Here is a 26,026-nt window from a genome sequence, read left to right as displayed (position 1 = left end):
TGTCCGATCCCGTTCCGCCACCGCTGCCACCGTCGTCCGCTGCCGCCGTCGTCCGCTGCCGCCGCAGCTGCCCTCAGCCGTCCTTGTACTTCGCCGTCGGCGGAGCGCTGATGCCCGGCAGCGCCGCCTTCAGCCACTTGTCGTACGAGAGCATCCAGCGGCTGTTCGCCCCACCCGCGCGATACCCGTCGAGCACCTTGTTCACCCGGGCCACCAGATCATCGTTGCCGAGCTTGGCCGCCACGCCGTAGTACTCCGACGTGAGCGGCTCCCCGACCAGCTCGACCGCCGGGTCCTGGGCCGCCTGACCGGCCGCCAGCGCGTTGTCCGTGACCACCGCGTCCACCTCGCCGAGCTGGAGCCTGACCAGGCAGTCGAGCTGGTTGGGCACCGTCAGCCGGTCCTCGTCGCCGGCCGTGTTGTCGTGCTCGTCCTTGAATATCGCGCCGTAGGACTGCTGTTCCAGCGCGTTGTACGCCGTCGATCCGTTCGCCGTGCAGACCCGCTTGCCCGCGAGAGTCCTGTTGAACCCGGTGATCGTCGAGCCCTTGGGGGCGAGCACCTGCTGCCCCGTCTCGAAGTAGGCCGTGGAGAACGCGACCTGCTTGATCCGGGCGCAGTTGATCGTCATCGTCCTGACGACCAGGTCGACCGTGTCGTTGTCCAGCGCGGCGACCCGCTGATTGGTGGGGATGGCGCGGAAGATGACGTCCTTCTCGCTGCCGAGTATGTCCTTCGCTATGGCACGGGCGAGATCGATGTCGAAGCCCTGGGGCTCCTTGGTGTCCGGGTTGAGATAACCCCACCGGTAGCTGTTCTGGTCCACCCCGATGATCAGCTTCCGGTTCTCCCGCGCCTTGATCTCCTGGATGGAGGGACCGTCCTCGTTCGAGGCCGGCACGCTGCGCTCCGGCTCCCGGCACTCCTCCGCCGTCACCGCCGGAACGGCCGTGGCCGTGCGTTCCGCCCCGCCGTCCGGGCGCTCCGCGACGGAATGGGAGAGCGGAAGCAGGGTGAGCGACGCCGTCAGCACACAGGCGCCCGCCATCGCCGAGACACCGCCCCAGCCGCGCAGCCTGTCGAACGACCGGGGACCGCGCGTCCCGCGGAACCGGTCGAGCCTGTCCCTGGCAGTCATCCCGCTCCCTCTCACCGGTACTCCGAAAGCCTGCGGCCTATGCCCAGGATCGCGCCCACCGCCGCCAGCAGGGCCAGCACCCCCGCGCCGACCGCCAGCCCCGTCAGCGCGTCCCTGCCGTCCGACGCCGCCCGCTTGAACTCCTTCTGCTCCTCCTCGACCGCCGTCCCCAGCGCCTTGTCCACCCTGTCGAACGACTGCCCCGTCGAACCGTCGTCGCCGATGACCTTCCGCACCGCCGCGCTGTAGTCACCGGTCTGGTCGATCGCGCTGACCGACTTGTGGCGCTCGCGCCACTGGGTGACCGCCGAGATCGCCTCGTCCACCGGTCTGCCGCCCGCGCTGTCGTCGGCGAGCTTCTTCGCCTCGCCGAGCGCGGTGCTGAGCTTGTCCATGCCCGTTGTGTAGTCCGTCTCGTACTTGTCGTGTTTGCCGTCCGCCGTGAGGACCGCGCCCCTGGCCACCAGGGTGAGGTTCTCGTTCGCGCGCGCCTTGAGCGAGTTGATCCTCGCCTCGTTGAGGACCTTCAGCGATTCCTGACCCTGCGTCTGGGCGTTGTTCAGCTCGGTCCGCGCGACGGTCTGGCCGACGGCCAGCCACAGCAGCAGGACCGTGGCCCCGGCGGTGGCCGCGAGGAGGCCGTGGTTGAAGACGCGGTTGGTCCGGCGGTAGTTGCGCCGCTGCGCCCACACGAGCACGCCGAGCGCGACGACACCGACCGCCAGCGAGACGAACGGCCACAGCCGCGCGTCGTCGTTGTCCCGCGCCAGCCGCTCCGTCTCCGCCGCGTACAGCTTCTCGGCGGCGGGCAGCAGTTCCCTGGTCATCTGCTCGTTGGCGTACCGCAGATAGGCGCCGCCCAGCGGCAGCCCCTGCCGGTTGTTGGCGCGGGCCCGCTCGACCAGTCCGGTGTAGCGCGGCAGACCTTCGTTGAGCGTTCTTATCTGCCGGCCGGACTCGCTCCCGCTGTCCGTGTGCGTCGCCGCCGTGATCAGCAGCCCCGACGCCGTCTCGATGTCCTTCCGGTACCGCTCCTGCACCGCGGCCGGCTCCTGGGCCCCCGCCAGGAAGCCGCTCGCCGCGGCCGTGTCGGCGTCGGCCAGCGAGCGGTAGATGTTCGCCGCGTCCGCGCTCAGCGGCTGACTGCGGCTCACCACGTCGCCCGCGGCGGAGTGCCGGTCGGCGACCTCCCACGCCGTCACCGCGCCGAACGCCACCACCAGCAGCGCCAGGGCCGCGCCGATGATCCGCAGCCGGCCCGGCTCCGTCGTCGCCGCGGCGCGCAGCCGGTCCGTCGTCTCCCACCACACCGCACGTCGCGCGGGCGGCCGCGGCGCGCCCGGGGGCGCGGACGGTGGCGCCGGCGCGTGCTGCGGAGCCGACGGTGGCGCTGTGCGCACATTCGGCGGGTATGTCACGTGACCTCCCCCTCGGTCATGGACGACGGCGGCCCGCCCCCTGCGGGCCGGGGGACAGCTCTCGGCCAGCAGTATGGCCGCAGGTACCGACAACTGCGCAAGAGCTGACTGGATCTTGATTGACGAACCGCCCGGCGCAGCCGCCCGCTCTCCCCACCATGAATACGCCGGGGCCCGGTGATCGGTTCCCCTTCACGGCAGTTCGTACGCGTTCGGATGACTCAGGACCGGGCTACCCGGCTTCTTCCCCCCGTACCCCTCGTTCCCCGGTAACCCGGGTTCCCCGCACCCACGCGCCGGCTCGGCTGACCCTACTTGGCCAGATTCGGCGGCGGCGCGAGCGGGGACGCCGCCAGGGACTGCGGGGACGTCGGGCTCGCCAGCGCCGACGGGGCCGAGACGCCCGCCGACGGGTCCGGCGCGGACTCCTCCTCGACCGGGGCCGGGACGCCCCCGACGATCCGGATGCCCGCCTCGTCGAAGGCCAGCTTGATCCGCCAGCGCAGCTCGCGCTCCACCCGGAGCGCCTGGCCGGGCATGGTCTTCGCGGAGACCCGTACCGTCACCGAGTCCAGCAGCACCGAGTCCAGGCCCAGCACCTCCACCGGACCCCACAGCCGCTCGTTCCACGGATCGTCCTTGGCGAGCTTCTCGGCCACCTGCTGGATCACCGTACGGACCCGCTCCAGGTCCTCCGTCGGCCGGACCATCACGTCCACGGCGGCCGTCGCCCAGCCCTGGCTGAGGTTGCCGATCCGCTTGACCTCACCGTTGCGTACGTACCAGATCTCGCCGTTGTCGCCGCGCAGCTTCGTGACGCGCAGCCCCACCTCGATCACCTCGCCGGAGGCCACCCCGGCGTCGATCGTGTCCCCGACGCCGTACTGGTCCTCCAGGATCATGAAGACACCGGAGAGGAAGTCGGTCACCAGGTTGCGCGCGCCGAAGCCGAGCGCCACCCCGGCGACCCCGGCGGACGCCAGCAGCGGGGCCAGGTTGATGCTCAGCGCGCCGAGCATCATCAGCGCGGCCGTGCCCAGGATCAGGAACGAGGTCACCGACCGCAGCACCGACCCGATGGCCTCCGAGCGCTGCCTGCGCCGCTCGGCGTTGACCAGCAGCCCGCCCAGGGCGGTGCCCTCGACGGTCTGGACGCTGCGGTTCATCCGGTCTATCAGCTTGGTCAGCGCCCGGCGGATCACATGGCGCAGCACCAGCGCGATCACCAGGATCAGCGTCATCCGCAAGCCGATGCTCAGCCAGGTGGCCCAGTTCTCCTCCACCCAGCTCGCCGCGTCCCCCGCCCGGTCCGCCGCCTCGTCGAGCGTGACGGGGTCGGACGCGGAGCCGGCGGCCAGTGGGACGGACCAGGACACGACAGGGAACCTCCAGATGCGGGCCGGACGGTGGTGCGGCGCGAGCGGTACGGCGGAAACGCGACATCCGGCCACGTGTACGCGACCGGATGAACCACACTAACGGGGCAACGCGGCCCGTCCGCCGCCCCGCGCGACGGAGAGACGCGCCTCACGTGGGCCCCGCGGCGTGCCCGTACGGCCCCGGTGAGGCCCGGGGCGGGCAGGACCCCTTCCGCGGGGCCTCCCGGTGCCTCCTGTGGCAGAAAACACTCCGAGCCCGTTACCTGGACGTGGTGGCGTTTCGACCAGGCATGAGGAGAGACTGAGAGCAGATCGTCCCGGCGCGAGCCACGTGCCGCCGGCGTAATAGGAGGCATCCGTGCCGCATGTCCTGGTCCTCAACGCGTCGTACGAGCCGCTCGGCGTCGTACCGCTCCGCCGCGCGCTCGTCCTCGTTCTGGAGAACAAGGCCCTCTGTCTTGAGGAATCCGGCGCCTATATGCACAGCGAGACCCGAGTCATCCCGGCCCCCAGCGTCGTACGACTCAAGCGTTTCGTGCGGGTCCCCTACCGGGGGCCCGTCCCGTTGACCCGCCGGGCGCTCTTCGCCCGTGACGGCGGACGCTGCATGTACTGCGGTGGCGTCGCAACCAGCGTCGACCACGTCATTCCGCGCAGCCGTGGCGGACAGCACGTGTGGGACAACGTGGTGGCGGCCTGCCGCCGCTGCAACCACGTCAAGGCGGACCGCCACCTGAGGGAACTGGGCTGGCGGCTCAACCACCAGCCCGCCCCGCCGTCCGGCCTGGCCTGGCGCATCATCGGCACCGGCCACCGCGACCCGCGCTGGATGCCGTACCTGCAGCCGTACGGAGCGGAGGACGCGGTGGCCCGCATCGACTCTTTCCTTTAGGAGAGCCGGCTCAGGAGAACCGGCTCCTTCCTTGAGGAGAACCGGCCCACTCAGGGGCGGGCCCGGTCCTTACCGGCGGGCCCGCCGCGCACCGCGTACGCCTCGACCGAGAAGAGTGAGTACCCGAAGCGGGTGCCCCTGGCGTCGGCCTGGATCCGGAGGTACCGGGTGTCCTTCGCGTCCAGGCCTACCGCCTCCCGCCCGCCCCTGCCGTCCCGCACCGTCGCCGCCGTACGCCATGTGCGCCCGTCCTCGGAGACCTGGACGCGGTAGCGGCTCGCGTACGCGTCCTCCCAGCGCAGCACCAGTCGGCCGACCCGCGCCGGGCGGGCCAGTTCCAGTTGGAGCCAGGCGGTGTCCTCGACCGGGGCGGACCAGCGCGTCGCCGGGTCGCCGTCCACCGCCGCCGCGGCCGGGAAGTCGGGCGTCTCGTCGCCCGAGGACGACGCCGTGGCCGTACGGGCCAGGTCCGGCCCCGCGGTGTCCGGTGCGGCGCGTACCGTCAGCGTGCGCTCCTCGCCCGCGAACGAGAGCGGCACCTCGTACGTGCCCGCGGGAGTGCCCGAGCGGACGCTGACCTCGACGGGAACGGTCCGCTGCGAGCCGCGCGGCACCGTCGTCCCCTTCGGCGCCGTCACCTTGATGCCGGAGGGCGCCTTCGCCGTCAGGCTGCCCTTCACCCCGCCGGGGCGCAGCGACGTCAGCCGCGCCTCCACCCGTTCGGGACCGCCGCCGATCCGCGCGTCCGTCTCGCCCCGCGCCAGGGTCAGCCCGGCCCGGGGCTCGTCGGCGAACCACGGTACGAACGCCACGTCGGCCGGCGGGGCCGCCGCGGCGGACCCGGCGGGACCGGCGCGGCCGCCCGACCAGACGATCCGTACCGCGTCCACCGGCTGCCCCTTCAGCGCCTTCAGCGCCGGCCCGGCGGGCTCGGTCCAGCCGCTCGGCGACAGCGGCCCCAGCGGCCGCCAGCCCTGCCCCGGCACATGGGCCTCGACGGCGGCGCCCGCGCCCGTCCCCGGCGCCGTCAGCGTGTTCAGCGTCTCGACGGGCCGGGGCCGCCCCACGCTGACGGTGTACGTGCGCCGGCCGTCCTCGCCGGTGTCCTCCGTGACCGACTGGCCCTTCGCGCGCGCCACGCCCGTCCACGCCGACGCCTCCTTCACCGCCCGGTCCAGGAAGGCGCCCAGCACCCCCTTGCCGACGGTCGCCTGGCTCGCCCCGGCCGCCGAGTGCAGCGGCGCCAGGTCCACCGAGGCCCGCCACGCGCCCGCGCCGTCGCCGCGGTCCTGGGCGCCCAGCATGTCCACCGCCAGCTCGCCCGCCTCGCCGTACCGCGCGAGCTGGTCGAGCCAGGGCCGTACCTCGTCCTCCAGCAGGCCGCCGGCCGTGCCCGAGAGGCGTTCCGGGGTCTCGCGCATCGCCGTGAACGCGCTCCGCAGCGCGGTCGCCGCGGCCGTGCGCGCCCGGCCGTCCGAATTCGTGCGCGAGCGCCAGAACTCGTCCAGCAGCGGACGCAGATAGGCGGACTCCGGCTCACCGAGGATGGACGAGGCCCCGTTGCCCGCCAGCACGCCGAGTGCGTCGCGGGCCCGGCCGTCGCCGCCCGCGAGATCCGCGATCGCGGCCCGCCAGGACTCCTGGGGCCGGTAGCCGCGCGGGTTCCACGCGTAGTCGGCGGCCGTGAACAGCGGGATGCGTGAGGCGGACGCCTGTTCCATCGCGTTGGCGAGCAGCGCGGCCGAGCCGGTGGCGACCGCCGGTTCCCGGCCGGTGTACGGGCCGAGGAAGAGCCGGCTCTGCTCGTAGTCGTTGACCGGATAGTTGTCCAGGGTGACCAGTGGGTGCTTGAAGACGGTCCGCGCCTCCTTCAGCTCCCGGCCGGTGATCGTGCGCGGCACGACCCCGACGCCGGTCCACGCCACCTGGACGCGCGGGCCGAGTGCCCCGGCCAGCGCCGCGCGGTACTCCGTCGCACCGTCCTGGTAGTACTCCGTGGGCATCACCGTGAGCCGTTGGGCGTCCGGGTGCCGCTCGGCCAGCCCGGCCGCGACCGCGTTCGCCACCCGCGCCTGCGCCCTGGCGGCCGCCTCGGGGCCGGAGCCGAACGTCTCCGCGTCCGCCCGGCAGTGCCACTCGCTGTAGCTGACGTCCTGGAACTGGAGCTGGAAGGCGCGCACCCCCAGCGCCCACATCGCGTCGATCTTGCGCTGGAGCGCCGTGAGGTCCCGCTCGGAGGACATGCACATGGCCTGGCCGGGGGAGACGGCCCAGGCGAGCGTCACATGGTTGCGCCGGGCGCGCTCGGCCAGCTCGCGGAAGTCCGCGCGCTGCGCCGCGGGGTACGGATCGCGCCAGCGCGCCTGCCGGAAGGGGTCGTCGCCGGGCGCGTACAGATAGCGGTTCTGTTTGGTGCGTCCCATGAAGTCGAGCTGCGCGAGACGCTGCGTGTGGTTCCAGGGGCGGCCGTAGAAACCCTCCGCCGTACCGCGTACGGCCGTGCCCGGCCAGTCGCGTACGACCACACCGGGTACGGCGGGCCGCTTGTCGCCGTTGCCCCGGCCGTTCGGGGAGACGAGCTGGCGCAGGGTCTGGGCCGCGTGGAACAGGCCGTCGGGACCGATGCCGTCCAGGGCGACGGTGGACCGGCCCGCGACGGTGCCCACCGCGAGCCGGTAGCCCCCGGAGGGGATGTCGGCCTGCTCGGGGGCGCGCAGCGCGTCGAGCGCGGCCCGCGCTCCCGCCCCGCCCGCGAGGACGACCGGGCCTTTCCCGGGAAGGGCTCCGGTGGCGGACGCCGTCACGCTGTGCACCGTACGGACGCCCGCGGAGCGCAGCACCGCCACCAGCTCCCGTACGGCGTACGGATCGGCGCCCGTGCCCGCGACGACGGTCGCCTCGTCCCCGAGGGGGACGGCCTTCCCGGCGGCCCGGATGGTCTGCGGCCGGGGCCAGACGGCGGGAACCTTGTCCCGGCTCGCCCGTTCGGGTGACGAGGCCGCGGGGGGCCCCGGGTCTCGGGGGGCGGCGAGTGCGCCCGGCGCGGCACCGAGAAGACCGCCGATCACGGCGACGGCCACGGCGGTCGCGGTCCCCCTCCGGTGCCCGCTGTGCCCGAGCTGCATGCCCGACTCCCCTCCTGCTGTTTGCCGGTACCACCGGTACCGCTGCCAACCCGGCGCCGAGCGCCAACGAGCCCACCACCCCCGTGGTGAGGGTGTCAATGCATGCGGCCGTTGTGTCGCATTTGCCCGTTGTGGTAAGCAGGACCCCGCACCGGGCGGTGATGATCTCCGCTGGGCGTCAATACGTTCGAGCGGGCCCGCAGGTTCGAGGAACAGATCGTGACTCGACACACGTTTACGGGGTGTGGACGTCTGCGGTCCCGTCCGCTGGGTAGGGCTGCGGTGTCCTGTTCCCTGTCATCTGGAGGCGCCGTCATGGCCGCATCCGCTCAGCTCCTGCTCTCCGCATTCTCCAAACAGGCCCAGCCCGCACCGCTGACCAGCGAGCCTCCGCTCGCCGCCGACCTCGCGGGCCCCCTGACCAGCGAGCCCCCGCTCGCCGACGCCGCCCCTCTCACCAGCGAACCGCCCCTCGCCGACACCGCCCCGCTGACCAGTGAGCCGACCGCGCCCGGCACCGCCGGCGGTACGGAGTCCCCAGGGGTATGACCGTCTGAACCAAGGAGTCCGCATGGGCTTGGCCAGGCTCGCCGAGCTGCACGGTGTCGCCACCGCGTACTCACCCGCACCGGGCACCGAGGTCCCGGTCCCCGACGACACGGTCGTCTCCGTGCTCGCCGCGCTGGGCGTCGACGCGTCCACACCCGCGGCGGTGAGCGCCGCCCTGAGCGGTGCCGAGTCCGCCGACGGGAGCCGTCTGCTCCCACCCACGCTCGTCCTGTGGCACCCGCCCCGAGGATCCGGGACCGGCCCCCCTGACGGTGCCGACGGTGTCGAGGGCGGCGACAGCACCGGTGCGGGTACGGACCGGCCGCTGCCGGCCGCCCTGACGGCCCTCCCCGCGGGCTCGACGCTCCGCGTGGAGGTCGAGTACTGGCGGAGCGCGCGCGGGGAGACGATCGAACTGCCGTGCGCTGCCCCCGCGCCCGCCGCGGCCTGCGTGCCCGCCACCCCCTCCGGGTGGGCCCGGCTGCCGCTCGGCGTGCACCGGCTCTCCGTCGAGGCCCCCGACGGCCGTACGGGACGGGCCGTGCTCGTCGTCGCGCCCGACCGGGTGCCGGAGGCCCCCGCCCGTACCCACGGCTTCCTGGTGCAGCTCTACTCCCTCCTCTCCGCCCGCTCCTGGGGCATGGGCGACCTCGGCGACCTCGCCGAACTGGCCACCTGGTCGGGCCGGTCCCTCGGCGCGGGCTTCGTCCAGATCAACCCGCTGCACGCCGCCGTGCCCGGCGCCCCGGCCGACCCCTCCCCGTACCGCCCCTCCTCGCGCCGCTTCCCCGACCCGGTCCATCTGCGGATCGAGGCCGTGCCGGAGTACGCGTACGTACGCGGCCCGGACCGCGAGCGGCTCGACGCGCTGGTGGAGAAGGCCGCCGCGCTCCGCGAGGCCGTCCTGGGCAAGAGGGGCAGGCCCGACGCCCCGGAGGGCGGCGGGCTGATCGACCGTGACGCCGTGTGGGAGCTGAAGCGCGCGGCCCTGGAGATCCTGGACCGCGTCCCGCTCGGCCCCGGCCGGCAGGCCGACTACTGCGACTTCCTCGCCGCCCAGGGCCGTGCCCTGGAGGACCACGCCACCTGGTGCGCCCTCGCCGAGGTGCACGGCCCCCGGTGGCGCGACTGGCCGGACGGGCTGCGCGACCCGCGCTCCGCCGAGACCGCCGCCGCCCGGACCGGGCTGCTCGACCGCATCGACTTCCACTGCCGCCTCGCCTGGCTCACGGACGGCCAGCTCGCCGATGCCTCCCGGGCGGCCCGGGACGCCGGAATGCCCGTCGGGATCGTCCACGACCTCGCCGTCGGGGTGCACCCGGACGGCGCCGACGCCTGGGCGCAGCAGGACACGTTCGCGGACGGCATCTCCGTCGGCGCCCCGCCGGACGCCTTCAACGCGCTGGGCCAGGACTGGGGGCTGCCGCCCTGGCGCCCGGACATCCTGGCCGCGTCCGGCTTCGCCCCGTACCGCGGACTGCTCCAAGGCCTGCTGCGACACGCGGGGGCGCTGCGGATCGACCATGTCATGGGGCTGTTCCGGCTCTGGTGGGTGCCGCGGGGACGGCCGCCCACGCACGGCACGTACGTGCGCTACGACGCGGAGGCCATGCTCGCCGTCCTCGCCCTGGAGGCGCACCGGGCGGGCACCGTGGTCATAGGGGAGGACCTGGGCACGGTCGAGCCCGGCGTACGCGAGACGCTGGAGCGGCGCGGCGTGCTCGGCACCTCGGTGCTCTGGTTCGAGCGCGACTGGGCCGGTACGGGGCGCCCGCTGCCGCCCGAGAGCTGGCGCGAGGGGTGCGTGGCCACCGCCACCACCCACGACCTGCCGTCCACCGCCGCGCGGCTCACCGGCGAGCACGTGGAACTGCGCCACCGCCTCGGCCTGCTCACCCGCCCGCTGGCGCAGGAGCAGTCGGAGGAGCACGCGGAGGTCGCCGAGTGGCTCGGCTGCCTCGCCCGGCTCGGGCTGCTGCCCGGTGGCTACGGCGGTGACGACGACGAGGAGGAGGCCATCCGCGCGGTCTACCGCTTCCTGCTGCGCACCCCGGCGCGCATGGTCGGGGTCTGGCTGCCGGACGCGGTGGGCGACCGCCGCCCGCAGAACCTGCCGGGCACCTGGGACCAGTACCCCAACTGGCGGCTGCCCGTCGCGGACGCGCGGGGCCGCCCGATGACGCTGGAGGAGCTGGCCGCCTCGCCGCGCCTGCACCGCCTGACGGAGGTGCTGCGGTCCGGATGAGCCCGGGCGTCATCCGCGTACGGGCCCGTCCGGCACCGCGGGGGGCGGGCTCGTACGGACCCGGCGGTCGGGCTCGTACGGCACCCCGCCCGCGCGGGGCTCAGGGGCGTTCGCTACGTTTGCACCGTGGACAAGAAGAACACTCTGCGCGCCGGCGCCCTGGCGGCCGGTACGACGCTGATGATGCTGCTCATGACGTCCCCGGCCCTCGCGCTGACCCGGGACGACGGCGACGACCCCGGCCCGGGCCTGAGTGTGGCCGAGACGCTCGGCCTGTTCGTGGTCACGCCGCTGGTGATCTTCGGCGTCATCGCCGGTCTGGTGATGGTGCTCGACAAGTCCCGCAAGCAGCACGCCTGACGCCTCCGCCTCCGAAGGCGCCGCCCGCACCACAGTTCGGTGCCCGGGCGGCGCCTTCGCGCGTGTCCGGTGACCCCAGGGCGGCAGGCGCTACGTGGGGAGCTGCCATCGCTGGTTCACGCCGGTGTGGCAGTCGAAGATGATGAGCGGCGTGCCGTTGTCCGATTTTCCCTCTTTCAGGTCCAGGCACCGGCCCGACCCCACGTTCTTGAGCGTCCCGTCGGCCTGGCTCTCCCACTGCTGCGCCGGGGTTCCGTTGCAGTCCCACAGCCGTACGGGCGTCCAGTTGTCCGTGCCGCTCCACTCCACGTCCATGCACTTGCCCAGCGCCTGGATCCGGCCCTCGCCGAGCACCTTCCAGCGCTGGGCGTCGGTGTTGTTGCAGGTCCACAGCTGAAGGCCGGCACCGTTCTCCGTGTCGGAGTTGGCGACATGCAGGCACTTGGAGTCCATCCCGGTCACCGCGCCCTCCGGTTCCGCCGGCGTGTCGTCCTTGGGCGGCAGCGCGACCGGGGACTCGGCCGCCCCCGTGGGCGAGGACTGCCCGCCCGCGCCGAGGGCCTCGGTGTCGCCCCAGTCGGGTCTGACCACCAGTAACACCGCACCGACGAGCGCCACGACCAGGGCGGCGCTCGCCGACACCAGGGCGGCCCGCCGCCCGGCGTCCCGCGCGGGGGGAGCCGCCGGGACGGGCCGTGCCGGGGCGAGCAGCGTCCGGGGCGCGGCGGCGACCGTCGGGTCCTCGTGCGGCGTCTGCGGGGTGTGCGCGGCGGCGACGGGCGGCGTGTCCGGTGACCGCGAGGGGACCGGGTGGCCCGCCACCCCGTCCAGGACCGTCGGGACGGGGCTCTGTGCGGCGACGAGCTGCCGGTAGACCGGGTCCTCGGTGAGCGCGGACCGCACGTCGCACCGCCGGATGATCTCCGCGGGATCCGGCCGCCGCTCGGGCGTCACCTCGACACATGCGGTGATCAGCTCCGCGAGGTCCGGATCGACGCCGTCGACGTCGATCTCCCCGTTGAGGCTGCGGTAGACCACCCCCGCCGCGTTGTCCCCGAAGGGGCCGCGCCCGGTCGCCGCGTACGCCATGGTCGCCCCGAGGGCGAACACGTCGGCCGCCGGGCCGACCAGGCTCTCGGTGATCACCTCGGGCGCGGTGTAACCGAGGCTGCCCACCGTCTGTCCGACCTGCGTGAGCGCGGTCTGGTCCGTCGTACGGGCGATGCCGAAGTCGATCAGCCGGGGCCCGTCGGGCGACAGAATGATGTTCTGCGGCTTCAGATCGCGGTGGCTGACCCCGCGCAGGTGCACGTCCGCGAGCGCCTCGGCGAGGGCGGCGAACAGCAGCAGACAGAACCGGTGCGGCAGCCCGCCCGGCACCTGCGACCGGATCGCCGCGGCGAGCGTGGGGCCCGGCACGTACTCCGTCGCCAGCCAGTACGGCCGGGCGTCGACCTCCGCCTCGACCAGTGCCGCCGTGTACGCGCTGCGCACCCGCCCCACCGTCTCCACCTCGCGGCGGAACCGGGTCATGATGTCGGCGGAATCGGCGAAGTCGTCCCTGACCACCTTGATGGCGAGCAGCCGTCCCCCGGGCGAACGCCCCAGGTAGACCTGTCCCATGCCGCCCGCGCCGATGCGCGCGAGGATCGTGTGGTGGCCGAGCTTGGTGGGGTCAGTGGTACGCAGCTGATTCACGACCGGACCATCTCATATACACCGCACAGGAGTTGAACTGGGTGGGCGCTGCGACCGGGCCGGGGCCGGGGGCGGCCGGCGACGCCGGGCCGGGACCGGCACCCGCCCGGTCGCAGCGCCTGGAGGGGAACCGCGGGTGGGTCAGACGAGGTTCGGGACGGCCCCGGCGATCTCCTTGTTCCAGTTGGTGACGACGGGCTTGTCGATCTGGGCCGTGTCGGGAAGCTTGATCTCGACCGGGTCCGGGTCGTCGTCGGAGAGGGAGATGATGACGCTCTCGAACTCTATGTAGTTGTCGACGTCCTCGGTGGTCTTGGGGTTGATGCCGGCGTAGGCGACGGCGGAGCCGGTGAGCTTGATGGGGGGTTCGCCGCCCTGCCCGATGGGGGAGGCGATGCCCTCCGTGCGGGAACCGAAGGACACGTTGGGGGTGTTGACGTCGAGGGTGCAGGTGATGCCGGGCTTGGCCTTGGCGGTGACGAGGTAGTAGCCGCCGGCCTGGGTCTCCACGGTGACCTTGAAGTCCACGTCGTTGTTGCCGCAGGACTGCCCGTAGCCGTCCTTCTTGGGGTCGTCGGAGCCGCCGGCCGAGTCGGAGGAGCCCGAGTCCTTGGAGCCGGAGCCACCGGATCCCGAGTCCTTCGAACCGGAGTCCTTGGAACCGGAGTCGGAGCCGGAGTCGCCGGAACCGCCCGTGGTGGAGCTGCCACCGCTGGAGCCGGAGGTGGCGGCGGAGGTGGCCGCGGAGTCCGTGGCGCCGTCCTCCTCGGGGCCGCAGGCGGTCATGGTCGCGGCGAGGGCCGTTACCGTGGCGGCGGCGAGGACGAGGCGGGCGGAACGGGCGGCGAGACGCGAACGCATCTTGATCTCCAGCGGCTGTCGGTTGCGGTGTTTCCTGCTGACACCGATGACATTAGGGCCGACTCGATCCTGAAATGATCCCGTCAATGTCCGGGTTCTGTCTCAGCGAACCGGTTCCATGAAAACGCGTCGGATCCGAACGAACCCCAGGTCAGAGGCTATGCGGGCACCGCCCGCGCCCCACGGGGCAGCGCACGAGGTCCCTACGGGCACCCTGCCCGAACCCGCGTCCCCGGACCGCACCGGGGCGGGGCGGTGCGGGCGACGGGTGCACATCCCGCCCCGACCGGAGACGGGGACGCTCCTGGGGAACCGCTCCCGGCCGCCACGTGGCCCCGCGCCCGGTGGCCACCCGCAGGTGACCACCGGGCACACCAGGCGTGCCGGGCTCGCCGGGCTCATCGGGCAACCGGGATCGGCTCACGGCCGACAAGCCCCCGGCGTCAGCCGGCTACGCGCCCGCCGCCTCGTCCGCCGCCTGGGCCCGCAGGGCGCGTTCCACGCCCGAGCGGGACTCCGAGATCAGGCGGCGCAGGGCCGCGTTCGGTCCCGCCGAGGCGAGCCAGGCGTCCGTCGCGTCCAGGGTCGCCTGCGAGACCTGGATCGCCGGGTAGAGGCCGATCGCGACCTGCTGCGCCATCTCGTGCGAGCGCGCGTCCCAGACGCCCGCGACCGCCGCGAAGTACTTCTCCGCGTACGGCGCCAGCAGCTCGCGCTGGTCGGTCTGGACGAAGCCGCCGATCACCGCCTCCTGGAGGGAGTTGGGCAGCTTGTCGCTCTCCACGACCGACGCCCATGCCTCCGCCTTGGCCTCGGCCAGCGGGCGGGCCGAGCGGGCGGCGGCCGCGTGGCGTTCGCCCGCCGCCGTGCGGTCGCGCTCGTACTCCGCCGCGATCTCCTCCTCGTCGTGCAGCCCGACCGCCGCCAGCCGCTGGACGAACGCCCAGCGCAGCTCCGTGTCGACCGCCAGGCCCTCGACCGACTCCGTGCCGTCCAGCAGTCCCTGCAGCAGGTCGAGCTGGTGCGGGGTACGGGCGGTCGCCGCGAAGGCCCGTGCCCACGCGAGCTGGTGGTCGCTGCCCGGCTCCGCCGCCCTGAGGTGGGCCAGCGTCGCCTCCGTCCACTGCGTCAGCCCCGCCTCGCGCCACGCGGGCGCCGCGTACAGGTCGAGGGCCAGCTTCACCTGGCGGTGCAGCGACTGGACGACGCCGATGTCCGACTCCTTCGCGATGCCGGACAGCACCAGCGCCAGGTAGTCGCGGGTCGCCAGCTCGCCGTCGCGCGTCATGTCCCACGCCGACGCCCAGCACAGCGCGCGCGGCAGCGACTGCGTGAAGTCCCCGAGGTGCGCGGTGACCACGCGCAGCGACTCCTCGTCGAGCCGGACCTTCGCGTACGACAGGTCGTCGTCGTTGAGCAGGATCACGGCCGGGCGCGGGGTGTCCGCCGGGAACGGCACCTCCGTACGCTCGCCGTCGACGTCCAGCTCGATCCGGCTGGTACGGACGAGCTTGCCGTCGTTGTCCGGGTCGAGGTCGTAGCAGCCGACCGCGATCCGGTGCGGGCGCAGAGTGGGCTCGCCCTTGGCGCCCGCCGGGAGCGCCGGGGCCTCCTGCCGTACCGCCAGCGAGGTCACGTTCCCCGCCTCGTCCAGCTCGATCTCCGGGCGCAGGATGTTGATGCCGGCCGTCTCCAGCCACGCCCTCGACCAGGTCTTCAGATCACGCCCGGAGGTCTCCTCCAGCGCGCCCAGCAGGTCCGACAGGCGCGTGTTGCCGTAGGCGTGCGCCTTGAAGTACGCCTGCACGCCCTTGAAGAACTCGTCCTGCCCGACGTACGCGACGAGCTGCTTCAGCACGGAGGCGCCCTTGGCGTACGTGATGCCGTCGAAGTTGACCAGCACGTCGTCCAGGTCGCGGATCTCCGCCATGATCGGGTGCGTGGAGGGCAGCTGGTCCTGCCGGTACGCCCACGTCTTCATGGAGTTGGCGAACGTCGTCCAGGAATGCGGCCACCGCGAGCCCGGCGCGTACGCCTGGCAGGCGATCGACGTGTACGTGGCGAACGACTCGTTCAGCCACAGGTCGTTCCACCACTCCATGGTGACCAGATCGCCGAACCACATGTGCGCCAGTTCGTGCAGGATCGTCTCGGCCCGCGTCTCGTACGCCGCGTCCGTCACCTTCGAGCGGAAGACGTACTGGTCGCGGATGGTCACCGCGCCCGCGTTCTCCATGGCGCCCGCGTTGAACTCCGGGACGAAGAGCTGGTCGTACTTGGCGAAGGGGTACGCGTAGTCGAACTTCTCCTGGAACCAGTCGAAGCCCTGGCGCGTGACCTCGAAGATCGCGTCCGCGTCCAGGTACTCGGCGAGCGAGGGCCGGCAGTAGATGCCCAGCGGCACGGACTGCCCGTCCTTCTCGTACGAGCTGTGCACCGAGTGGTACGGGCCGGCGATCAGCGCGGTGATGTACGACGAGATGCGCGGCGTCGGCTCGAAGACCCAGGTGTGGTCCCGGGGCTCCGGCGTCGGCGAGTTGGAGATGACGGTCCAGCCCTCGGGCGCCTTCACGGTGAACTGGAAGGTGGCCTTCAGGTCCGGCTGTTCGAAGGACGCGAAGACGCGCCGCGCGTCCGGGACCTCGAACTGCGTGTAGAGGTACGCCTGCTCGTCCACCGGGTCGACGAAGCGGTGCAGCCCCTCGCCCGTGTTGGTGTACGCGCACTCCGCGACGACCGTCAGCTCGTTCGGACCCTCGTGCAGCTCCTTGAGCGCGATCCGCGAGTCGGCGAAGACGGCGGCGGTGTCCAGCGCGGTGCCGTTCAGCACCACCTCGTGCACGGCGGGCGCCACCAGATCGATGAAGGTCTCCGCCCCGGCCTCGGCACTGCGGAACCGCACGGTGGTCACGGACCGGAAGGTGCCGCCCTCCTGTGCGCCGCTGAGATCGAGGTCGATCCCGTACGAGTCAACGCTGAGGAGGCGTGCGCGCTGCTGTGCCTCTTCGCGGGTCAGATTTGTGCCAGGCACCCGGTTCATCTCCTCGGTATGTGACGTTTGGAGTCATCCTTCCACGGCGGGTACGGGAGATGCGGTGGCATATGTATGGCTGCCCAGGTCTCCGGCGGAGGGCCGGGGGCGCGCGGGTGTTGATCCGGGGCGCCGGCAGGCGAACGCTTGTCCTATGCATCGGATGGCTCAGGCATCAGGACCGCCCCCGGAGAAGAGCGCGTTACCCCCGTCCGTCCTCGCCGTCGCCGCCGCCACCTTCTGTGTCGTCACGACGGAGATGCTGCCCGTCGGGCTGCTCACCCCCCTCGGCCGGGGGCTGGGCGCCTCCGACGGTACGGCCGGGCTCGCCGTCACCCTGCCCGGGCTCGTCGCGGCGCTCGCCGCGCCCCTGCTGCCGGTCGCCGCGCGCCGCGCCGACCGGCGGACCGTGCTCCGGGCGCTGCTGCTCCTGCTCGCCGCGGCCAACGTGCTCTCCGCGCTCGCGCCCGCCTTCGGCTGGCTGCTGCTGGCGCGCGGCCTGGTCGGGGTCTGTGTCGGGGGCGTGTGGGCGATCGCGGCCGGGCTCGCCGCGCGCCTCGTCGGCGGGGCCGGGGTGGGGCGGGCCACCGCCGTGATCTTCAGCGGGACCGCGGTGGCGTCCGTGCTCGGGGTGCCGGCCGGGACGCTGATGGGGGGTCTCGCCGGGTGGCGCTGGGCATTCGGCGCGATGGCGGTGCTGGCCGTCGCGGCGGCCGCGCTGCTCGCCGTGCTGCCGCCCCTGCCCGCGCGGGAGGCGGTACGGCTCGGGGAGGTCGCGGGGCTGTTCCGTACGCCGGGAGTACGGGCCGTCCTGGTGGCGGCCGGGCTGCTGGTCACCGGGCACTTCGCCGCGTACACCTATGTGCGCCCGGCGCTGGAGCGGGTGGCGGGGATCGGCCCGGGGCCGGTCAGCGGGCTGCTGCTGGGGTACGGGGCCGCCGCCCTCGCGGGGACCTTCCTGGCGGGCGCGGCCGCCGCCCGCGCCCCGCGCCGGGCGCTGCTCGGCCTCGCGGCGCTGCTGGCCACGACGGTCTTGCTGACCGTTCCGGCGGGCGGTTCGCCGGCCGCCGCCGTGGCGCTGCTGCTGGTGTGGGGCGTGGCGTACGGCGGGGTGCCGGTCAGCGCCCAGAGCTGGCTGATGACGGTGGTCCCGGAGCACCGGGAGGCGGGCTCCGCGCTCTTCACCGGGGTGTTCAACGCGGCCATCGCCCTCGGCGCGCTCCTCGGCGGCCGGGCCGTGGACCGCCATGAGGTCGCCGGGGCCTTCGGGCTCGGCGGCGCGCTGGCCGCGCTCGCCGTCGTCCTGGGGGCGGGAATGACGGCGGGGCGGGTGCCCCGTACCACCGGTCACTGAGACCGGGAGGCACGGGGGCACCCGCCCCGCCGCCGGGCGCCGTGCTACGCCGTCACGCCGACAGCTCGGCCGCCACCAGCTCCGCGATCTGCACCGCGTTCAGCGCCGCCCCCTTGCGCAGGTTGTCGCCGGAGAGGAAGAGCGCCAGCCCGTTCTCCGCCGTCTCGTCGGTACGGATGCGGCCGACGTACGACACGTCCTTGCCCGCGGCCTGGAGCGGCGTCGGGATCTCGGACAGCTCCACGCCGGGCGCGTCCTTCAGCAGCTCGTACGCGCGGGCCACGCTCAGCGGACGGGCGAAGCGGGCGTTGACCTGGAGGGAGTGGCCGGAGAAGACCGGCACGCGCACGCAGGTGCCGGAGACCTTCAGCTCCGGGATCTCCAGGATCTTGCGGGATTCGTTGCGGAGCTTCTGCTCCTCGTCGGTCTCGAAGGAGCCGTCGTCCACGATGCCGCCGGCGAGCGGCACCACGTTGAAGGCGATGGGGCGCTGGTAGACGGAGGGCTCGGGGAAGTCCACGGCCCCGCCGTCGTGCGTCAGCTTGTCCGCCTCGGCGACGACCTTCTGCGCCTGCCCGTGCAGCTCGGCGACGCCGGCCAGCCCCGAGCCGGACACGGCCTGGTACGTCGTGGCGACCAGCGCGGTCAGCCCGGCCTCGGCGTGCAGCGGGCGCAGCACGGGCATGGCGGCCATCGTGGTGCAGTTCGGGTTGGCGATGATGCCCTTGGGGCGGTCCGCGATCGCGTGCGGGTTGACCTCGGAGACGACGAGCGGGACCTCGGGGTCACGGCGCCAGGCGGAGGAGTTGTCGATCACGACGGCGCCCTGACCGGCGACCTTCTCGGCGAGCGCCTTCGAGGTGGCGCCGCCGGCCGAGAAGAGCACGATGTCGAGCCCCGCGTAGTCGGCCGTGGCGGCGTCCTCGACGGTGATCGGGGTGCCACCCCACTCGATGGTGGAGCCCGCGGAGCGGGCGGACGCGAACAGCCGCAGCTCGGTGACCGGGAAGTTCCGTTCGGCCAGGATGCTGCGCATGACCGTGCCGACCTGACCGGTGGCTCCGACGATTCCGACCTTCACTGGGGCTCCTTCACTCGCGACTGTCCCGGGAACGCGTTCTCTCATGATGCGTATGTCCCCGGTCGGTTTGTCCAATCCATTGTCCGAGGAGCGGGACGGGCGGACCGGGGACGACGCGAAGCGCGGACCGCCGGCAACGCGAAGGGCGGGCGCCCGTTCGGACGCCCGCCCCTTACCGGCTGTCACGCAGAGGTCACGGTGTGACGCTCTCGATGATCACGCTGCCGGTGCCCGCGGCCGTACCGCGCGCGTTCAGCAGCTTGACCTCGCCGAAGAACTGCCGGCCCGCCGGGGCCGCGCTGCTCACCAGGACGTTCGCCGAGACCTCGGCCGACGCGCCGGTGGGGAGCTTCACGGGCTTGGAGGCGTCGGCCGTGACCGAGCCCAGGGACGCCGAGTAGTACACGTCGCGGTAGTCGTACGCCGTGGTCCCGGCCGGGACCGAGTAGGCGTCCACCAGGATCGTGTACGTGCCGGCGGCCGGGTTGGCCAGGCTGACGGCCTCCTCCGAGCCCGCCGAGGTCGACGCGCCGAGCTGCACGCCGTCCCGGTAGACCAGGAGGTCCAGGTCGGCGCCGTTGTCCGAGGTGCCGCCGATGGCCACGTCGAGCCGCTCGACGCCCGCGCCGAGGGTGACGGTCGTCGTCTGCTGGTCACCGTCCGAGATCGTCGGGCGGGTGACCTTCGCCGAGCCCAGCGAGCCGCCGCCGAGGGTGCCGTCGATCGCCGCGAAGCCGTTGGTGACCTTCCAGGTGACCGGCGTCGCGGTGCCGATCTTCGCCTCGGGGATCGAGGTGACCGCCGGGTCGAAGGAGGCGCCCATCAGCGTCACGTCCAGGGTGTACGGGTTGTCCAGCAGCGGCGACGTACGGCGCGACTCCACCTCGATCTCCCAGACACCGGGCGCCGGGTCCGCGTACGAGCGCACGTCGGGGCGGCAGGTGTTGTTGGGGTTCGGGTAGTTCGGGTAGCAGTTGACCGTCGAGCTGTTCTCCATCGCCACGCCGTACGGGTGCAGCGAGATGAAGCGGGTCTGGCTGTCCTTGGCGAGCCCGCCGAGCGCCACCTCCAGCGTCTTGGCGCCCTCCGGCACGGTGACGAAGTACGACGTCGAGCTGTTGCGCTGCACCGAGCCCTTCGCCGTGACGGTGTACGCGGGCTTCGACGCGCCCGTCAGCTCCTTCGCGACGACCACGGTGGCGAGGATCTGCTTGTCCACACCCTCCGTGCGCCGGTCGTCGACCTCCAGGATCGCGCTGTGCACCCCGGCGGAACCGGGTCGGGCCTGGACCTTGACGGTCACCGGCTGGTTCAGCGGCAGCTTGATCCGGTCACTGCCGAGCAGCCGGAACGTACCGTCGTCGTACTTCCACTTCAGCCGGTGCTCCAGCGCGCCCTGCCCGCCCGTGGTCCGGGTGATGACGACGTCGTACGTACGGCTCTGGCCGGCCTTCAGCCCGCCCTCGCGGTCGTACACACCGGTGCCGAAGCCCGGGGTCTTCAGGAACTGGTCGAGCGCGGTGTCGACCGGTGCCTTCACGCCGTACTCGTGAGCGGCGACCGCGTGCTTGCCGGAGGCGCGCTCGATCGACTTCCACGCGTCCACGACATCGATGAGACCGGCGCCCTGCTCGTGCGCCTGGAGACCGGAGATCTTCGACGCGGTGCTGGTGAGCGCCGTGCGCAGCTTCGCCGGGGAGAGCTCGATCTTCTTCTGCTTCGCGGCGGAGATCAGCAGCGCGCTCGCGCCCGCGGCCTGCGGGGAGGCCATCGAGGTGCCCTGGAGCATCGAGTAGCCGGGGGGCAGCGCGTACCCCGCCTCGGCGACCGGGCCGCCGGGCGCCCAGGTCTGGGTGGAGTTGATGGCCGCGCCGGGCGCGGTCAGGGTCGGCGTGAAGCCGCCGTCCTCGCGCGGGCCCCGGGAGGAGAAGGGGAGCAGCGCGTACTTCTTCGACACGCCGGAGCCGTAGTTGGCGGCCCAGGTCTCCTTGGAGATCGACGCGGCGACGGAGATGACCTTGTCGGCCAGGGCCGGGTCGCTGATGGTGTTGGTGCCGGGGCCGTCGTTGCCCGCCGAGATGACGAGTTGGACGCCGTAGGTGTCGATGAGCCGGTTGTACAGCTCGGCACGGGCGTTGTTGCCGTCGTTGAGCGGCGGCAGACCGCCGATCGACATGTTGACGATGTCGACGCCGCGGTTGACGACGAGGTCGATCATGCCCTCGGTGAGCGCGACGCTGGTGCAGCCGCCGCTCCAGGTGCAGGCGCGCGAGGAGACCAGCTTGGCGCCGGGCGCCGCGCCGTTCATCGTGCCGCCGAAGAGCCCGTTGGCCGCGGTGATGCCCGCGACATGGCTGCCGTGCGAGCCCTCGATGACACCGATGCTGACGTAGTCGGACGTTGCGCCCGCGGCGTTGTAAACGACGTCCTTGCGGATCTCGACGGTGAACGGGATGCGCTCGACCACCGGGGTGGCCGGGTCGTCCGTGCCGAAGTAGCCGATCTGGAAACCGTCCTTGTACGGCTTCATCGCGGCGTTGTTCGTGAAGTCGCCGTCGTTGTCCAGGTCGACGCGTACGGTGCCGGTCGCCGGGTCGTACAGCACGCCCCACACGTCGGTGGTGTCGCCGTCGCGGTTGAGGTCACCGGCCATGTCGCCGCCGAGGGTGGCCCGTTCGGCGAAGGTGGTGAACTTGTACGAGCCCGCGGGGGCCTTCCACGTACGGCCGGCCGCCGTGAACGACGGGCCGCTGACCGCGCCGTTCATCCGCAGCCAGGTGCCGTCGCCGTCGGAGACCGGGTCGGTGGCGGTCACCCAGTCGACGACCTTGCGCTCACCGGTGGTGGTCTTCTGGAGCGCGGGGTGGCCCAGGTCGATGCCGGTGTCCAGGATGCCGATCGTGACGCCGCGTCCGTCGGCCTTGGGGTGCTTCTTGACGAAGTCGACCGCGCCGGTCTCGAAGGACGGGTTGTACGGGTTCTTCGCGGGCGTCTTCCGGTCCGGCGCCGGGTACTTCTTCACGGCCGGGCTCTTCGCGGAGTTCTTGGCCGCGGAGCTCTTGGACGCGGAGCCCGGCGCGGTGTCCGCCGCGGGCCGCGGGTCGTCCAGCTCGATCTCCTGCTGGAGATCGATGCCGTGGACCGACGAGAGCTTCTGCGCCGCCTTGATCGCCGCGTCGGCCTTGCCGGTGGGCAGTGTCGCGCGGACGTAGCCGAGCTTGTCGTACGTCTTGCCGACCACGACGCCGTCGACGGCGTCCAGTTGGCCGACGACCTGCTCGGTGGCGCCGGGGGCCGTGGCGATCATCACGGTGACGTTCTTCTCGCCCTCGGCCTTCGCCTTGGCGAGCAGATCGGCGTCGGCCGCGCCCAGTTTGTCGGAGCCGGCGGACGACTTCACGGGCGCGGGGGCGGCCGGGTCGTCGGCGCCCGTCGCGGAGAACGCGGGCACCGTGCCGGCGGCCATCAGCGCGGCCACCAGGCCGGCTGCCGCCGCGACCCGGGCCACGCGTCTCGGCCCGGATATGGAGCTGTTGGATTCGATGGTCATCAGCATCCTTGTTCGGTGAAAGAGGCAGTCCGGATTTCGGTACCGGATGACCGATCAGCTTTTCGTATAAGTCGGGGTTTTGTGGAGAGCTGCCAGGGGCGCGTTTGAGTCATGGCGGAGATCCGCCACCGCGTCACTTGCGCCAAAGGGTGGAACAAACGGGCGATCGGTACCAGGTCAACCGGCGCCGCGTGCGCGGCCGGTCGCGCTACGGGCGCCGCGACCGGCCGGAGCTGCTCGGGGAGGGGCACTAGGCTCACGGAATGAACCAGGAGCTACGAGTGGCCGCGTATGCCGTGTGCGTCCACGACGGACAGATCCTCCTCGCGCGCTGGGTGGCGAAGGACGGCACCAAACGCTGGACCCTCCCGGGCGGTGGCATGGACCACGGCGAGGACCCCGTGGACGCGGCCGTACGCGAGGTGGAGGAGGAGACCGGCCACCTCAGCGAGATGACGGCGCTCCTGGGAATGGACTCGATCCGCCGCCGCTACCCGCGCAAACTGGGCGCCTTCGCCGACTTCCAGGGGCTGCGCATCATCTACGAGGGCCGGATCACCGGGGGCGAACTCCGCCCCGAGGCGCAGGGATCCACCGATCTGGCCGCCTGGCACGCGCTGGACGCGCTCGGCGCCCTCGACCGGGTCGAGCTCGTCGACGTCGGCGTACGCCTCTGGCGCGAACGGCCGGCCGTCGGCCGGGTCACCGGTTCGGAGCACACCCCCGCCGAACCGGGTCGGGCGGAAAACGGCTGAAACCGGGTCAACCTCGGCTGGGCGGGCAGCCGGTCGGGTGCCGACCGGGTCCTGATCGCCGACCGCGCCCGCAGACACGAGGAGTTCGCATGAGATTACGTAGGGTCCGTTACGCCTCCGTCGTGACCCTGGTGGCCGCAGTGCTCGCCGGCACCGCGCAGGCGGGCTCCGCCGTGGCCGCGCCGCCCCCCGGGAGCGGAGGAACGGGCCCCGGCGGCCCCGGGCACCGCGCCACCCAGCGCGCCCTCGACGACCTCGTCGAGGAGGGCATGCCCGGGGTACTGGCGCAGGTCAGGGACCGGCGCGGCGCCTGGTACGGCGTCGCGGGCACCGCCGATCTGGCCACCGGCCGCGAACGCCGGGCGCCGGACCGCTTCCGCGTCGGCTCCCTCACCAAGACGTTCGTCGCCACCGTCGTCCTCCAACTGGAGGCGGAGGGCCGGATCGATCTCGACGGCACCGTGGAATCGCTGCTCCCCGGCGTCGTGCGCGGCAACGGCAACGACGGACGCGCCGTCACCGTCCGCCAACTCCTCAACCACACCAGCGGGCTCTTCAACTACACCGCCGACCCGGAGTTCCGCGACAGGATCTTCACCGGGAAGTTCCTGGTCCACCGTTACGAGACCTGGACGCCACGCCAGTTGGCCGACCTCGCCCTGGCACACCGGCCGGACTTCGCCCCCGGTACCGGCTGGAAGTACTCCAACACCAACTACGTCCTCGCCGGGATGATCGTGGAGAAGGTGACGGGACGCCCGTACGCCGACGAGGTCGAGCGGCGTGTCCTGCGCCCGCTCGGGCTGCGCGCCACCAGCCTGCCGGGCACCGCCGTCCGGCTGCCCATGCCCTCGGGCCGCGCCTACGCCGTCCTCACCGCCGACCCGGTGCCGAAGGTCGAGGACGTCACCGAGCTGAACCCCTCGGTCGCGGGCGCGGCCGGCGAGATGATCTCGAACACGGCCGATCTGAACACCTTCGTCACCGCACTGTTCAAGGGTGAACTGCTGCCCGCGCGCCAGCTCGCCGAGATGCGGGAGACCGTGTCGGTGACGGACGGGAAGCCGAACACCTCGGGACCGGGCTACGGGCTCGGCCTGATGCGGCTGGAGCTCTCCTGCGGCAAGGAGGTCTGGGGCCACGACGGGGAGATCCACGGCTCGCAGTCCAGCGCGGTCACGACCGAGGACGGCCGGCACGCGCTCGCCCTCAACTTCAACGCCGACTGGGCGGGGGACATCCAGAAGGTCAACGACGCCGAGTTCTGCGGCTGAGGGCCCACCGCGGCAGGCCCTCCCCGGCGCGGGGCTCACCGCGGCAGGACCACCACCCGCGCCGCCGGATCCCGGTCGTCCGCCGCCATCAGCGCCGTACGGACCACCGTGGCCTGCTGCTCCAGCGACTCACGGAGCTTCTTCGGCGTGAGATGGACGACGGTGATGCCCAGCAGCTCCAGGTGCTCGCGTTTGCGTACCGTCGCCGACCACTGCTCGTCGTCCGAGAGATCGGGCCCCCGGAGATCGGGCCCCCGGAGATCGGGCCCCGGGAGATCGGATCCGGGCAGGTCAGGTCCGGCGGGACCGGACACCGCGGAACCGGACACCGGGAGGCCGGACGCCGGGAGGTCCGGCGCCGGGAACTCCCGCCCGGGGCCCGGACGGCGGCCGCCCGGCCGCGGCGCCCGCGTGTCCAGCTCGATCGCGACCGCCCGCTCCGGCCAGTAGGCGTCCACCCCGCCGAGGTGCGGGCCGCCGGGCAGCCGCAGATCGACGTTCCACACCGGCTCCGGCAGCCCGTACGACCGCACCAGCTCGTACAGCCGCCCCTCGGCCAGCGCCCGCCCCTCCGTGAGAAGCGTGTCCACCGCGTCCACCACATGCTGACGGGAGAGCAGCCCTGACTGGCTCAGCTCCCGTACGACCGTCGCCGGGTCGCAGTGCCCGCTCCGTACCGCCTCCGTGAGCACCTCCACCACGGAGGGCGCGTCCGAGAGATGGGCGACCGCGTCGGCCACCGCGCGCGCCACGGGCGCCACCGGCCGCCCGTCGATCAGCTCGGGCAGCGGCAGCACATGGGCGCGGATCAGCCGGGCGTACCCGGTGGAGCGCAGCCGCCGCGTGCGCGGCACGAGCACGTCGATCCGCTCCAGCGCGAGCAGCGGCGGAGCGGACGTGAACCCGTAGAGCGCCAGCGCCGCGAGCCCCGTGACCATCACCGTGCTGTACGGGGCCGGGCCGGGAGCCGTGGCCGGAGCCGTGGCCTGCGCGGCGGAAGGCCCCGGCTGTACGGGCACCTCCCCGGCGGCCGCCGCGGTCGGCCGGCCCGCGTACAGCAGCACCGCGTGCAGCCGCTCCTCCGCGGTCGGCGGCCCCGCGTGCAACAGGAAGACCCCCGGCAGCAGTTGCTGCCAGGGGCCACCGGCCCGGCACCGCGCGGCCGCCCGCCCGGCCGGTACGCCGTACTCCCTGAGCTGCGCCGACGAGAGCACGCGGGAGCGCACATCGGCGGAGAGCAGGGGGAGCGGGCTGGGAGGGAAGGGGCGGGGGGAGACCGGGGTGTTGTTGTTCATGTCCGGGTGTCTCCCCCCGCG

General features: G+C 72.9%; 17 protein-coding genes. 7 read left to right on the top strand and 10 right to left on the bottom strand.

All coding sequences use genetic code 11. The features are described from left to right. Nucleotides 1-73 precede the first annotated feature (73 nt). From ACFXKG_RS07460 to ACFXKG_RS07450, 3 genes are all read right to left on the bottom strand, one after another. Entirely contained in the window at nucleotides 74-1,138 is a 1,065-nt protein-coding gene (locus ACFXKG_RS07460) for a glutamate ABC transporter substrate-binding protein (protein ID WP_384833841.1), read from the bottom strand. Between the two features lie 11 nt (nucleotides 1,139-1,149). Continuing rightward, nucleotides 1,150-2,556, bottom strand: a complete 1,407-nt coding sequence (locus ACFXKG_RS07455; RefSeq protein WP_384833838.1) for a hypothetical protein — start codon at nucleotides 2,554-2,556, stop codon at nucleotides 1,150-1,152. A 311-nt stretch (nucleotides 2,557-2,867) separates the two neighbouring features. Then, nucleotides 2,868-3,932 carry a mechanosensitive ion channel family protein gene (locus ACFXKG_RS07450; protein ID WP_384833834.1) on the bottom strand — a complete coding sequence of 355 codons (1,065 nt, stop codon included), beginning with the start codon at nucleotides 3,930-3,932 and terminating at the stop codon, nucleotides 2,868-2,870. A 361-nt stretch (nucleotides 3,933-4,293) separates the two neighbouring features. Here ACFXKG_RS07450 and ACFXKG_RS07445 point away from each other — a divergent pair, with 361 nt between their 5' ends. After that, the gene (locus ACFXKG_RS07445; protein WP_382897608.1) at nucleotides 4,294-4,827 is read left to right on the top strand and encodes an HNH endonuclease; all 534 of its coding nucleotides are present in this window, start codon (nucleotides 4,294-4,296) and stop codon (nucleotides 4,825-4,827) included. Nucleotides 4,828-4,877: 50 nt separating this feature from the next. On the opposite strand, the gene ACFXKG_RS07440 is transcribed toward ACFXKG_RS07445, so the two are convergent. Then, the gene (locus tag ACFXKG_RS07440) at nucleotides 4,878-7,952 is read right to left on the bottom strand and encodes a beta-N-acetylglucosaminidase domain-containing protein (RefSeq protein WP_384833831.1); all 3,075 of its coding nucleotides are present in this window, start codon (nucleotides 7,950-7,952) and stop codon (nucleotides 4,878-4,880) included. Between the two features lie 315 nt (nucleotides 7,953-8,267). Here ACFXKG_RS07440 and ACFXKG_RS07435 point away from each other — a divergent pair, with 315 nt between their 5' ends. From ACFXKG_RS07435 to ACFXKG_RS07425, 3 genes are all read left to right on the top strand, one after another. After that, on the top strand, nucleotides 8,268-8,501 hold the full coding sequence (locus tag ACFXKG_RS07435) for a hypothetical protein (protein WP_384833828.1): 234 nt from the start codon (nucleotides 8,268-8,270) through the stop codon (nucleotides 8,499-8,501). A gap of 22 nt (nucleotides 8,502-8,523) precedes the next feature. Beyond that, entirely contained in the window at nucleotides 8,524-10,746 is a 2,223-nt protein-coding gene (gene malQ, locus ACFXKG_RS07430) for a 4-alpha-glucanotransferase (RefSeq protein WP_384833825.1), read from the top strand. A 126-nt stretch (nucleotides 10,747-10,872) separates the two neighbouring features. Further along, a complete protein-coding gene (locus ACFXKG_RS07425) occupies nucleotides 10,873-11,106 on the top strand; it encodes a hypothetical protein (RefSeq protein ID WP_384833822.1) in 234 nt (77 codons plus the stop codon). 90 nt (nucleotides 11,107-11,196) lie between these two features. Here ACFXKG_RS07425 and ACFXKG_RS07420 read toward each other — a convergent pair whose 3' ends face one another. From ACFXKG_RS07420 to pepN, 3 genes are all read right to left on the bottom strand, one after another. Then, the gene (locus ACFXKG_RS07420; RefSeq protein ID WP_384833819.1) at nucleotides 11,197-12,804 is read right to left on the bottom strand and encodes a ricin-type beta-trefoil lectin domain protein; all 1,608 of its coding nucleotides are present in this window, start codon (nucleotides 12,802-12,804) and stop codon (nucleotides 11,197-11,199) included. Nucleotides 12,805-12,945: 141 nt separating this feature from the next. Next, the gene (locus ACFXKG_RS07415) at nucleotides 12,946-13,665 is read right to left on the bottom strand and encodes a hypothetical protein (protein ID WP_384833816.1); all 720 of its coding nucleotides are present in this window, start codon (nucleotides 13,663-13,665) and stop codon (nucleotides 12,946-12,948) included. A gap of 451 nt (nucleotides 13,666-14,116) precedes the next feature. Beyond that, complete coding sequence (gene pepN / locus ACFXKG_RS07410; protein WP_384833813.1) at nucleotides 14,117-16,696, bottom strand: aminopeptidase N; 2,580 nt, start codon at nucleotides 16,694-16,696, stop codon at nucleotides 14,117-14,119. 154 nt (nucleotides 16,697-16,850) lie between these two features. On the opposite strand from pepN, the gene ACFXKG_RS07405 reads away from it, so the two are divergent. Continuing rightward, on the top strand, nucleotides 16,851-18,050 hold the full coding sequence (locus ACFXKG_RS07405; protein ID WP_384833810.1) for an MFS transporter: 1,200 nt from the start codon (nucleotides 16,851-16,853) through the stop codon (nucleotides 18,048-18,050). A 52-nt stretch (nucleotides 18,051-18,102) separates the two neighbouring features. On the opposite strand, the gene ACFXKG_RS07400 is transcribed toward ACFXKG_RS07405, so the two are convergent. Together ACFXKG_RS07400 and ACFXKG_RS07395 are read right to left on the bottom strand one after the other, a co-directional pair. Continuing rightward, entirely contained in the window at nucleotides 18,103-19,131 is a 1,029-nt protein-coding gene (locus tag ACFXKG_RS07400) for an aspartate-semialdehyde dehydrogenase (RefSeq protein ID WP_384833806.1), read from the bottom strand. Nucleotides 19,132-19,324: 193 nt separating this feature from the next. Then, on the bottom strand, nucleotides 19,325-22,687 hold the full coding sequence (locus ACFXKG_RS07395) for a S8 family serine peptidase (protein ID WP_384833803.1): 3,363 nt from the start codon (nucleotides 22,685-22,687) through the stop codon (nucleotides 19,325-19,327). Nucleotides 22,688-22,944: 257 nt separating this feature from the next. Between ACFXKG_RS07395 and ACFXKG_RS07390 the strand changes: the two genes are divergently transcribed. Beyond that, nucleotides 22,945-23,436 carry an NUDIX hydrolase gene (locus ACFXKG_RS07390; RefSeq protein WP_384833800.1) on the top strand — a complete coding sequence of 164 codons (492 nt, stop codon included), beginning with the start codon at nucleotides 22,945-22,947 and terminating at the stop codon, nucleotides 23,434-23,436. Nucleotides 23,437-23,525: 89 nt separating this feature from the next. Then, entirely contained in the window at nucleotides 23,526-24,710 is a 1,185-nt protein-coding gene (locus tag ACFXKG_RS07385) for a serine hydrolase domain-containing protein (RefSeq protein WP_384833797.1), read from the top strand. A gap of 35 nt (nucleotides 24,711-24,745) precedes the next feature. Here ACFXKG_RS07385 and ACFXKG_RS07380 read toward each other — a convergent pair whose 3' ends face one another. Beyond that, the gene (locus ACFXKG_RS07380) at nucleotides 24,746-26,005 is read right to left on the bottom strand and encodes a hypothetical protein (RefSeq protein WP_384833794.1); all 1,260 of its coding nucleotides are present in this window, start codon (nucleotides 26,003-26,005) and stop codon (nucleotides 24,746-24,748) included. Nucleotides 26,006-26,026: the final 21 nt, after the last annotated feature.

This window comes from Streptomyces sp. NPDC059255 (assembly GCF_042752355.1).
Lineage (GTDB): Bacteria > Actinomycetota > Actinomycetes > Streptomycetales > Streptomycetaceae > Streptomyces.
The sequence above is the reverse complement of the archived record's forward strand: the minus strand, read 5'-3'. Positions and strand labels throughout refer to the sequence as shown.